Origin of the sequence: uncultured Ruminococcus sp. (assembly GCF_946415235.1) — a bacterium.
GTDB lineage: Bacteria > Bacillota > Clostridia > Oscillospirales > Ruminococcaceae > Ruminococcus.
Genome location: NZ_CAMKRR010000086.1, coordinates 1 through 12,477, shown reverse-complemented (window position 1 = coordinate 12,477; position 12,477 = coordinate 1). Strand labels below are relative to the sequence as shown.

Here is a 12,477-nt window from a genome sequence, read left to right as displayed (position 1 = left end):
TTTACGAGCGCCAACGTGGCTGCGCCGCCGCTCGCTCAGCGGCAAATTATGATTTATAAATATTATACGCCGAAAAACGCAATTTTTCAAGTCCCTGTTGAAATCAGCCGAAAATACGGCAGTATGCATCATAAAATTTTTGTGTATTTTTTTAAAAATAGTTGAATTTCTGAGCCGTTTGTGTTATACTGTAATGTGCAGACTTTTGCAAAATTTTAAAATTCCGCCATATTCCGACTGAAAATCCTATTGTATACGGCGGAGGATCGGAGTAAACAATGCCTTTTACAAATATGCTTTCAGCTATAGCCAAGATCTCGGACGTTGAAGATCCCTCGATATTCCCGTTCCCCTCATGGATGCTTATAGGTATAGTCATCCTGTCGGTTTTCTTTTTCAGCTACAGATTTGCTGTACAGAAAAAGCCTTTCCAGCTTATTTTCGCTATAGCAGCTCCTATATCGCTTCTCCTTCTCTTTTCAAGGAACAAGACGATCTTTTATGCAGTGGGACTTATAGAATTCATCCTTATCCTTGCCGCTTTCATATCGACTTTCATATGCAGGCCGAAAAAAGCCGAAAGCACCGCAGCTTCCGACAAAGACGGCAAAAACGAGGAGAACTGAGCTATGAAGTTAGCAGTCCTCGACTGGTACACAGTAAATATAAGCGGCGATATCCCCACCGCTCAGCTTGAAGAGTTCGGCGACGTCAGGATAATACCGCTCACAAAGCCCGAAGAGACCGCCGCCAATATCGGCGACGCGGATATCGTGCTCTGCAACAAGGTGCTTATCACTAAGGAGATAATGGACTCCTGCCCGAATATCAAGTATATCGGACTTTTCGCAACAGGCTTCAACAACGTTGATGTCGAATATGCCGCAAAGAAAGGCATACCTGTATGCAATGCCGGCCAGTATTCCACAAATTCCGTTGCACAGCAGGTATTCGCATATATACTCGACCGCTTCAGCCGCATAAGGGACTACGATACTGCCGTAAAGAACGGCGAATGGGAGCGCTCTCCCGCATTTTCGTACTTCCCCGTACCCACTTCCGAGCTTTCGGGGAAAACTCTGTCAATAGCGGGATACGGCTCTATCGGACGCAGAGTAGCCGAAATAGGCTCTGCCTTCGGCATGAACATAGTTATAAGTACAAGAACACAGCCAAAGGACTGCCCTTACGAGGTCACAGACCTTTACACAGCTGCCGAAAAAGCCGATGTGCTCACATTCCACTGCCCTCTTACAGACAAAACGGCAGGAATGGTCAACAGCGAGCTCATATCCCATATGAAGCCCTCGGCAATGCTGATAAACACATCCCGCGGCGGAGTAGTCAATGAAGCCGACCTTGCACAGGCTCTGAACAGAGGCAGAATAGCGGCTGCATACCTTGATGTGCTCGAAAAAGAGCCCATGTCCCCCGATACGCCCCTTAAGAGCGCAAAGAACTGCATCATTACTCCCCATACCGCATGGGCGCCCCTTGAAACAAGACAGCGCCTTGTGAATATCGTATGCGATAATATCAGGGCGTGGCAGAAAGGCAGTCCGCAGAATAAAGTCAACTGAAGGAAGATACACTTATGAGAAATATATCCGAAAAAAAGCGTATCGTCATAAAACTGGGTACTTCCACCCTTGCCCACAAGACGGGCAAGCTCAATATACGCCGCATGACCAACCTTGTGCGGGTCATTTCCGACCTTCACAACTCGGGACGTGAGATAATCATGGTCTCATCGGGTGCGGTAGGTCTCGGCGCAGGCAAGCTCGGACTTCCCGAAAAGCCCAAGGATACAAAAACCAAGCAGGCAGTTGCCGCTATAGGTCAGTGCGAGCTCATGCACGTATACGACGATATGTTTGCAAAATACAGCGTAACAGTGGCGCAGATACTGCTCACCAAGGCAATAATAAACAATCCCAGCCACTGCGACAACTTCATGAATACCGTGGAGAAGCTCGTAGGTATGGGTGTTATCCCCATAGTAAACGAGAACGATACTATCGCTATAGACGAGCTGGAGCTTGAGATCGGCGAGAACGACTCTCTTTCCGCCCTCGTTGCGGAGCTCTCCGGAGCAGACCTTCTGCTCATACTCTCCGACATCGACGCTCTCTACGATGACGACCCCCGTTCAAATCCCGATGCAAAGCCTATCCCCCTCGTAGAGAAGATAACTCCCGAGATAGAGGCTATGGCAGGCGGTGCGGGAACAAGTCTCGGCACAGGCGGTATGTCCACAAAGATAACCGCTGCCAAGATAGCGACAAATGCAGGCATAGATATGATAATAATGAACGGAAAGGACCCCGAAATGCTCTATGACCTCTTTGAGGACAAGGAGATAGGCACTCTTTTCAAGGCTCAGTAACGGAGATACATTATGGTCATATCAAAGGGCGCAGAGCGCGTTTCAAAAATCGATACATACCTTAACTGCGCCGAAGTCTTTGCGTACAGGAGCACCTGTCTCAAGAGAAAGTACGGCGCTGTCATAGTAAAGAACGACGCCGTTATCTCCACAGGCTACAACGGCTCTCCCCGAGGAACGGAGAACTGCTGCGACAGGGGCGAATGTCCGAGAATAGCCCGAAATATGCATCAGGGCGACGGCTACGGAATGTGCAGGGCTGTACACGCAGAGGCGAATGCGCTGCTGAACTGCTCCCGCGAACAGACCGTTGGCGCGGACCTTTACCTTACGGGTGTAAATCCTGCGGACGGCTCGGTACACAGGGCAAAGCCCTGTCCCATATGTGCAAGACATATCATACAGGCAGGGATAAGGAATGTATATCTCCGTCAGAGCGACAAAGCCGATGATTACACGGTCATTCCCGCCGCTGAGCTGGAATGGTTCAAAGCCGAATAATACAAATAATCACATACAAGAGGTGTAAATATGAGCTATACAGAGGAACTGGGAAAAAGAGCCAAGGCAGCCGAGGCGACTGCGGCAGGTGCTTCCACATCACAGAAGGACAGCGCACTTGCCGAGATATCAAAGGCTCTTATAGAAAATAAAGCGCTTATAATCGCTGAAAACGCAAAGGACATAGCCGCTGCGAAGGCTAACGGCATGACCGAAACAAAGCAGGACAGACTGAAGCTCGACGAAAAGCGCATAGAAGGCATTGCCAAGGGCGTCGACGAGCTCATCGCCCTCAAGGATCCTATCGGAGAGGTCATCGGCGGCGGTGTCCGTCCCAACGGCCTGCAGATAATCAAGACAAGAGTACCTCTCGGAGTTATCGGCATTATCTTCGAGTCTCGCCCCAATGTTACGGTAGACGCGGCTGCGCTCTGCCTTAAGGCAGGAAACGTGGTCATCCTCAAGGGCGGCAAGGAAGCTATCAATTCCAATATCTGCCTCGGTAATATAATGAGGAAGGCTGTGGAAAAAGCAGGGCTCCCTGCGGATATCATACAGGTAGTCGACAAGACAGACCGCGAGACAACTACCGAGCTCATGCGCCTCAACGGCTACGTTGACGTTATCATCCCCCGCGGAAGTGCGAACCTCATACAGGCTGTGGTCAAGAACGCAACTGTTCCCGTTATCGAAACAGGTGCAGGCAACTGCCACGTATACGTTGACGCCTCAGCAAACCTTGATATGGCAGTGGAGATAACAGACAACGCCAAGACTCAGCGTCCGTCGGTATGCAACGCTATCGAGAGCCTTCTCGTACACAAGGACATTGCGGACAAGTTCCTGCCCATGATAGCAGAGCGCTTCAAGGCTCATAACGTAAAGCTCTACGGCTGTGACAGGACTATCGCTATTCTCGGAAGCTCTGTGGAAAAGGCTACGGAGACCGAGTACGCAACAGAGTTCAATGATTTCATCATTGCAGTAAAGGTAGTGGACGATATTGACGAGGCTATCGCTCATATAAGAAAGTACAGCACAAAACATTCCGAGTGTATCGTTACGAGCTCGCTTGAAAGTGCACAGAAATTCCAGAAGCAGGTAGACGCGGCAGCTGTCTACGTAAACGCTTCCACCCGCTTCACAGACGGCGGTGAATTCGGCTTCGGCGCAGAAATAGGCATTTCCACACAGAAGCTCCACGCAAGAGGACCTATGGGTCTCACAGAACTTACTACAGTTAAATACCTGATCAACGGAAACGGTCAGATCAGATAAAGTTTTCACTTGATTTTTGGAGGTCGAAATGGCTATTAGAAAAGATCTTGACGATATGCTCAACAGCCTTATGGACGGCGGCAGCGGCGGAAGTACTCCCGCAAGAAGTCATAATACTCCCCGTGCCGCAAGAAAGAGCAAATTCGACGATATGTCTGTCGATGATCTGCTCCATGCACTGGAGGAAGAAAAACAGCACACAGAGGAGGCGGAAGCCGTTCCCGACGACACGCCCCCTGCTGTATGGGAATTTGCTCCCCCGCAGAGGGATATACCCGTCACCGAGCCCGCAGCACCCGAGGAAGAAGTCCCGAATATCATCAGTGAGGTAATGCACACGGAAGCTTCCGCGGAAATGACAAGGGTGTTCGATACTATACCCGCAGCTGAGGAGATACCGAAGCCTGTCAAGAAAAAGAAAATAGTTATTACAGGCGAGCTGCCTGATTACGAAGCTCTCCGCCGCGAGGAGATGGAGCGCGAAAAACAGGCTCAGAGAGCAGCCGAGGCTGCTGCCGAGGAAGCTCATGCTGCTGAGAGAGCACGAAGGGCTGCGGAAGCTGCCGCCGAGAGAGCTCGTCTTGAGGAAGAGGCTAACCGGCGCAGACTTGCAAGGGAAGAAGCCGAAAGGAAGCAGCTCGAGCAGGAGGAAGCCGACAGACAGCGCCGCATAGCTCAGATCGAAGCTGAAAAGCAGCGCAGAGCCGAAGAGGCTCGTCTCGCAGCGGAGGCTGAACAGGCTCGTCTCGCAGCAGAGGCTGAGGAGGCTCGTCTCGCAGCAGAAGCCGAACAGGCTCGTCTTGCGGCAGAAGCCGAACAGGCAAGACTTGCCATCGAAGCCGAGCAGCAGCGCAGAATAGAGGAAATGAAGCGCCTTGCAGATGAAGCTGCTTCAGCAGGCAACGAAATAAACGGCAGCAGTATTTCCGACGATGTTGATTCGGCAATAGGAGCTCTCGGAGAAGCAGCAGAGGCTGCTCCCGCAGCTGAGACAGTTCCCGAAGAAGCCGAAAAACCGAAGAAAATAGGCTTTTTCAAGAAGCTCATCAACAAAGCCAAGGAAGAACCCGAGATCGCAGAGGAAAAAGCTCCCGAGGACGGTCTCTTTGAAGGCGATAACAGCGCAGTTTCTGCAACAGACCTTATTGACGCCGCTATTGCCGCTATAAATCATCCCGAGGAGGAAGCTCCCGCTACCGACAGTGACCCTGTCGGCAACATGCTCGACAATATCCGCGAGGGTGCTGCCGAAGCTATTGCGGATATGACTTCTCCCGAGCCCAAGCCCCTCATTATGACGGACGAGGACGTTATCGCGGGTCTCTCCCCCGAGCTCAAGGTGCGCTTTGACGCACTTACTCCCGACAAGCAGAGGCAGGTCATCGATATGAGAAGGTCGCAGATGGGTGCCATCGCTCCGCCTGCCGCCGAGGAAGCCGCAGAGGAGGCAGTGATCCCCGAGGAGAAATTCGTTCCCGAGCCTGCCATTGAGGAGCTCAGCGAAGCTCTTGCAGAAGCCGAGACAGCCGAGGAGATCATCAGTGAACAGCAGGAAGAAGCTCCCATAGAAGAAGCTCCTGCCGAGACCTGCGAAAAGCCTCAGGAAAAGGCTGAGTCCGACTTCAAAAACATACTCAGTGAAAATCCCGCCGAGCTCATTGCTCAGCGCAGCGAACATACAGAAAAAAGCCCTGCCGCAGCTTTTGCAGTCCCCGACGGCAAAAAGCGTCTTTATACCGTACTCGGCGCAGTACTCTCAGCCTTTGCGGTTGTGGGCATCATCTCAGCTGTTATATGGGCTGTAGGCTGCTTCCGCAGCTTTACCTCGGGCGAGGTGAAGAAGGACAGCTTCACACAGATGATATACCCTGCCGCGATAATGGATATAGAGCCGTTCAGTGAGCCTTCACAGCTCACATCCGAGCAGATAATCACAGCTACCATATGGTCCATAATCATGGACGACAGCAAGGTTTCCAACTACGAACAGACCCTTGATACCGTTACTATCCCCGACGTTGACGTGGAAAAGTACGCAGTGGAGCTCTTCGGAGAGGACCTTCCGCCCTTCAACCATACTACCGTAGGTCCTGTAGAATCCCGATTCTACTATGCTGACGGAGCATACAACGTCAAGGTAAAGACCATTACACACACCTACGCTCCCGAGATAAAGTCCATAGTCAAGAACGGCAAGGAGTACACCCTCACCGTTGACTATATCGCAGAGCTCCCGCAGTGGATGGAAAAGAGCGTTGCAAAGCAGGCTGAATACAAGCTCACAGAAAAGGAAGACGGTACATTCCGCTTCAATTCAATGAAGATACTCTCCGTTAACAACGGAAATCTCTGATAGAAAAAAACAGGTCCGAAAAAGTTGTCATACCTTTTCGGACCTTTCCCTTTAAAATGTTACAATTAAGAAAAATTTACCCTTGAAATTATTACAAAAAAAATACAAATTCACAGTAATCAAGAATATACAGCCTTAAACAGTTGACATTTTTCTTTTTTATTGATAAAATAGATATGATGCCTATTTTGTGCATATATTATTTTTAGGAGGAGGAGCTGCTTTGGGAGACCTTAAATATTGTAACAAATGTATGGAACAATATGACAGTTCGCTTCACGTATGTCCGTCATGCGGATATGTTGAAAGCTCTGAGTATGACCCTATGTACGTTCCGCCGGGGACGATACTCCACAGCAAGTACGTCTGCGGTATTCTTCTTGAATACAACGGCGAAGGCGCAACATATATCGGCTCTGATATAACCACAGGCAAAAAGGTGTTCATCAGGGAGTATATGCCTATAAACCTTTGCACACGTGTAAAAAACAAGCCGACTATCAGCGTCAACTATAATAACCTTGCCAAATACAAGGCTTTTATGGCTGAGTACACCGAGCTCAACAAGTCTCTTGCAAGGCTCAGGAACAACCCGAATATCCCCCCTGTCCTCGATATGTTCGCAGAGAACAATACCACCTATACTATTTTTGAGTACATTGAGGGCGTGAAAATGCTGGACTACCTCAAGGAAAATGCAGGCGAGCTCAGCTGGGAACAGGTATCAAAGATATTCCCTCCTCTTTTCACTACTATCGGAATACTTCATAATTCAGGTATCATACACCGCGCTATAAGCCCTGATACGGTATATATCACCGACAAGGGCGAGCTCAAGCTGTCAGGCTTCTGCGTTTCCGCAGTAAGAACTGCCAATGCAGGTCTTGAATATGAGCTTTTCAAGGGCTATGCAGCTCCCGAACAGTATTCGGCAAGCAGCAGCAGCCGTCAGGGCTCATGGACGGACGTTTACGGAGTATGCGCTCTCCTCTACAGAGCTCTTACAGGCTGTATGCCTGTGGATTCCGTAAGCCGTCAGAACCACGACGACCTTCACGAGCCCCATATGCTTGATTCGAGCATACCAAAGCACGTTTCCCGCGTGATAATGGAGGGTATGAATCTCAACGGCAGAGACCGTATACAGACCATCACAGAGCTGGTCACAAGGCTCTTCGAGCAGCCCGCCGAGGAGGAAGAGGAAGACACAGCAGCCGAAGAATTCGACAGCACACTGTTCCTCAATGACCGCCCGAGCTTCCGACAGGAAGAAGCTCCTGCACCTGCTTATCATGCTTCACAGCCCGTGCAGCCTCTCCCCGAGACTGAGGTCATCCACCAACGCACATCTGCTTCAGCCTACAGAAAGCCGCCGCGCAATACAGGCTACAGCTACGAGAAGATAAATACGGTGGACCGTATAAAAATACCGATAATCATAGGAATACTCTTCCTCGCCATACTTCTGGCACTTGTGGTCATCGTTATAAATATGCTGCCCAAGAACGAAAATGCCAATACTCCCTTAAAGAGCAGACGCTCAAGAGTAGTAAGCGATAATATCGTCGATGAGGTAGTCACCACCAAGGAAAAGAATGTCGAAGTCCCCAATCTTGTCGGCAAGTTCTACGAGCTCGAAAAGGATAAGTACAAGGATTCCTTCAAGCTTGAGGCTATATTCTCATATAACGACAAGTACGACAGCGATATGATATTTGAACAGGATATCAAGGCAGGCGAAATGATAGCCGAGGGCGATACCCTCGTTATCCACGTCAGCAAGGGCAAGGGCTCGGCAACTATCCCCGATTACACGGGCATGACCGTTGACGAGTACAAGAATGCTCTTGATAAGGCAGGTATCTCGTCCCATAATTATCAGTTCCTCGAATCTCCTACCGCATACGGCAAGACAGATACCATCGTTGAGCTCCGCGTAGACGGAAAGCTCGTATCTTCGGGAACTGTATTCGACTGCTCGGGCGGCAAGAAGCTGACTGTCTACTACGCTTCCAAGAATGCGGTTACTACTGCGGAAACTGCAGCTACTACAACTGCCGAGGCTACAACTCACGCAGCAACTACCGCCACTACAGCAGCACCTACAACACAGGCACCTACTACGACTCAGGCTCCTCCAACAGAGCCTCCTACAGAGCCGCCAACGGAAGCACCTACCGATCCGCCGACGGAAGCGCCTACAGAGGCTCCTCCCGTTGAACCTACCACAATAGACGACGGCGGTCAGGGCTGATAAAACATCAAACGCCATAGCTTTTAAGAGCTATGGCGTTTATATTTCCTCAGGACAGGGAAATGCGCCGCAGTAGGGGATACTGTGGCGCGTTTTGAGAAAAGGATCTGAATGATCATGAAGATGTCTTTGTTCCGCCTGTCAGCGTACCACCGTATGCTGCAAGCTGTGTCTGGTCGAGCTGCTGGAAGTATGTGGAACCGTTAAGAGTTCCTCCCGTATAGAAGGAAGCTCCCGAAGTTCCTGTGCCGCCTGCCTTGAGCTGGCTGACTGCCTTGTCTACGATAAAGGATACTATCACCTTTCCGTCGCTTCCTACCAGTGATAATCTTGTATTGGCACTTACATTTGCCGAAGCTGTTACGCTTGCTGACATTTCGCTGCCGCCGAAGCTCATACCTCCCGAAGAACAGTTTGATACCCATGTTCCACCCTTTACCGTGATAGTGCTGCCGCCGTCACCGCAGTCATAAGGCTCATTGCCGTTCGATACGATATAGCCGCCGTTTATCTCGATATTACCGTTGGAATCATAGCCGTCATGGTCGCCGTTGGCTGCATTTACTATTGCAAATCCGCCGTTGAACTGCAAGAGGTAGTTTCCTGAGTTGCCGCCGAAGCCGCCTCCTCCGAAACCGCCGCCGCCCTGTCCCCAAGGCATACCCGTATTGCCCATTCCCGAACCGTCGCTGCCGCCTGCTGCATTGAAGCCGTCGTCAGTGGAGTTCACGATAACGGAACCGCTGTTCTGGTATATTTTCTGTGCTTCGATACCCTCATAGCACTTTTCGGCGTATATAACGATATCATCGTATTTTCCGCTGTCCTTCGTGCCGATAGTGAGGTCATGGTCTGCGTGAGCGGCGTCATCGGCAGATGAGAGCTTTAACTCGCCGCCGATAAGCTGCATACTGCCGCCGCAGTGTATACAATCGTCGGAAGAATCAATAGTGATGCTGCCGCCGCTGATAGTGATATCGCCTACGCTCTGCCATGTGGTGCCTGCTTCGTCATAAAGACCTACCGCCTTTATGCCCTTTGCGGATATGTCGGTCTTGTTGGAGTTTCCGTCCATACCGAAGCCGCCCATTCCGCCTCCGGGTCTGCCGCCGCCCCAGCCGCCTTGCTGACCGCCCTGAGTGCTGCCTGATCCTGTATAGGAGCTGCCCTCATAGGTACTGATCGTCAGGTCGCCGCCGTTCATTTCAAAGAACTGCTCGGCTGAGATTCCGTCTGCGTAGGAGTCTATATTTATAGTACCGCCGTTGACAGTAACTATTCCCAGCTGCTTCGCTGTTGATGAAGCTTCAGTGGAAGTAGCCTTGATACCGTCGCCGGCTTTAGTTTTTACTGTTACGGAGAGGTTTGAATAATCCACCTCTGTTCCGTCTGATGATGTATTTCCGATAGTTACGCTGTCCTTGCCGCGGATACCGTCATCGGCAGCATTAACTACCAGTGTGCTGTTGTATATCTTGATATCGTCCTTGCCGACGATAGCGTCCGCAGCGTTGCCGTTTACGGTAAGCTTGCCCTTGCCCTTGAACTTGATATCGTCCTTGGAGTAAACAGCTCCCGTATCGTTGTCTGCGTTGGTGTAGCTCTCACCGTCAGAAATGGTGTTTTCTGTGCCGCTTTTAGCGGTAATGATGACCTCGTCTGCGACAGATGCTACATATATAGGAGAATCTTTGGTATTTGTAAGGCTCATGCCGCTGAGAACGAGCTCAACGACGCCGTCGGGATAGACAGTCTTGTCTACGTCAACAACGATCTGTCCGCCGGTCATCCCGCCGGTTACTGTAAAAACACCGGGCTGAGATATTGTGCAGATGTTGTTCTCCACTTTGGCCTCTGAGGAAGCATTGGTGGTCATGCCTGCATCGGAAAGAGTTATGGTGAGCTCTCCGGGTGCAGGGTTGGAAACTACATCACTTTTGGCAACACCTGAGGGATCGACATTATCGAATACAGTTACCAGACTGAGCTGGAACTGTGTCTGCTTGCCGTCTGTATGAGTTACGGCTGCGCCTGTTGAAAGGTTCTTGAAGCCGCATGATTTAGCTCCGTTTATGGCAGTATCACTGTAAAGCACATACTTGAACTTCTTGGTATACTGTACCTCAGTGCTGTTTGCTGCAATAGCATTAGCCTTCTTCCATGTACCGTCCTTTTCATTTGTGGGATCGTCTATACAATTGAGAAGAGCCGTAGTCTGTGTTGTGCCTGCAAGGAGCTTCTCATCGACCTGATTATCGGTAGCAGTAGCAACTACTGTACCGCCTGTGATATTGATGCCTGTTACGGCTGTGAGACCTCTGTCGCCGCCTGCAATGAGAACGCCGCCGCTGATGTCGATAGTGGTCTCAGCCTGTACAGCGTCATTGCCTGCCTTGATAACAGTTGAGCCGCCCTCGAAAACAACAGCGTCCTTGCTGGACTGGATACCGTCGCCTGTAGCGTCAATTGTAACATAGCCCTTCTTGACCGTAATTGACTTCTTAGCCTTGATACCGTCTGCCTTTTCTGTGTTGCTTGCAGTAATATTAATCTTGCCGCCGTTTATCTTGATGTCATTGTTGCATGAAACAGCGTGCTGAGTATTAGCGGTGATATTGAGGACTCCGTCGCCCTTTTCGCCGCCCTTTATGGTTAAATCGTCCTTTGCTTCGATAACGGCTGCCTTGGCGAAGTCGCCTGCATAAGCAGTGTCGCCGTCGGTAATGGTATTCTCTGTACCGTCAACTATGTTAATTGAAGTATTCTCGGCATTGGTAACAAGGATAGCGGGAGCGCTCTTGCCTGTGATATTCGCATTATTGAGGAATATCTTTACAGTTTCGGCGTCCGCAGTAGTATCAGCGATATTTACGTTGATCTGACCGTCGTCGAGAGTACCGTCAACATAATACTCACCGGACTTGGTGATAGTAACGGTAGTTCCGCTTACTGTGGCATTTTCGCCCTCTACCTCGATAGATGTATTCTTGAGATGAATCTTTACTGCGTCAGCAACAGGAGTAACATCACTCTTGCCGCTGCTGAGCTCGCCCTTGCCAAGAAGGTACATCTGGATAGCAAGTGCGTCATTGTTGGATACGCCGTCATTTGCACCGTTGCAGTCTGCATTGATCCAGCCCTGATCGGTGATAGCGTTCTTGTCTGTACCGCCCCTGCCGTACTTGTTCGGATTGGAGAGCGCCTGCATTATCATTACAGCGTCCGACATATCAATGCCGCCGTCGCAGTTTGCGTCGCCAACCAGTGTTGAGACCGTAGTCTCTGCCGCGAAGCTCATAACAGGCATTGCAGCAGCTGCTATACAAGCAGCAGAAATACCTGCAACAAGCTTTTTCAAGCCATTGCTTTTCATAATGATCATTCTCCTTTTTTTAATATCGCCCTATCAAAATCAAACCGTGTTTGACTATGGTTACATTATAACGGCTTCACCTTGAAATAATCTTAAAATTGACTTAAAAGAACTTAAAGATTATATAATAGGGCATTATTTTATTAAGTCGCTATTATTCCGTCTGTACTTTAATTATACTATTTTATATATGTTTACGCAATTTATAATAACGCACAAAAATCTTCTTTTTGATTTGGACACCTTGCCAAAGTCACGTATTTGATGTATAATAATAGTAAATCAAAATTTACGCATTGATTACGCCAACCCAAAAGGAAGGGATTCCAAAG

General features: G+C 49.8%; 8 protein-coding genes. 7 read left to right on the top strand and 1 reads right to left on the bottom strand.

The genetic code is table 11. The features are described 5' to 3' along the window. Positions 1–278: 278 nt before the first annotated feature. From Q0R37_RS12420 to Q0R37_RS12390, 7 genes are all read left to right on the top strand, one after another. Entirely contained in the window at positions 279–626 is a 348-nt protein-coding gene (locus Q0R37_RS12420; protein WP_294754795.1) for a hypothetical protein, read from the top strand. 3 nt (positions 627–629) lie between these two features. Further along, entirely contained in the window at positions 630–1,580 is a 951-nt protein-coding gene (locus Q0R37_RS12415) for a D-2-hydroxyacid dehydrogenase (protein WP_294754794.1), read from the top strand. A gap of 14 nt (positions 1,581–1,594) precedes the next feature. After that, positions 1,595–2,386 (top strand): glutamate 5-kinase, encoded by a 792-nt coding sequence (proB, locus tag Q0R37_RS12410; protein ID WP_294754793.1) that lies wholly within the window; start codon positions 1,595–1,597, stop codon positions 2,384–2,386. Positions 2,387–2,398: 12 nt separating this feature from the next. Beyond that, a complete protein-coding gene (locus Q0R37_RS12405; RefSeq protein ID WP_294754792.1) occupies positions 2,399–2,887 on the top strand; it encodes a dCMP deaminase family protein in 489 nt (162 codons plus the stop codon). A 30-nt stretch (positions 2,888–2,917) separates the two neighbouring features. Then, the gene (locus Q0R37_RS12400; RefSeq protein ID WP_294754791.1) at positions 2,918–4,165 is read left to right on the top strand and encodes a glutamate-5-semialdehyde dehydrogenase; all 1,248 of its coding nucleotides are present in this window, start codon (positions 2,918–2,920) and stop codon (positions 4,163–4,165) included. A 28-nt stretch (positions 4,166–4,193) separates the two neighbouring features. Next, positions 4,194–6,518 (top strand): hypothetical protein, encoded by a 2,325-nt coding sequence (locus Q0R37_RS12395; RefSeq protein WP_294754790.1) that lies wholly within the window; start codon positions 4,194–4,196, stop codon positions 6,516–6,518. A gap of 223 nt (positions 6,519–6,741) precedes the next feature. Further along, positions 6,742–8,772: a PASTA domain-containing protein gene (locus Q0R37_RS12390; protein WP_294754789.1), complete on the top strand. Its 2,031-nt coding sequence runs from the start codon at positions 6,742–6,744 to the stop codon at positions 8,770–8,772. A 115-nt stretch (positions 8,773–8,887) separates the two neighbouring features. On the opposite strand, the gene Q0R37_RS12385 is transcribed toward Q0R37_RS12390, so the two are convergent. Further along, positions 8,888–12,145 carry a carbohydrate-binding domain-containing protein gene (locus tag Q0R37_RS12385; protein ID WP_294754788.1) on the bottom strand — a complete coding sequence of 1,086 codons (3,258 nt, stop codon included), beginning with the start codon at positions 12,143–12,145 and terminating at the stop codon, positions 8,888–8,890. Between the last annotated feature and the right edge of the window lie 332 nt (positions 12,146–12,477).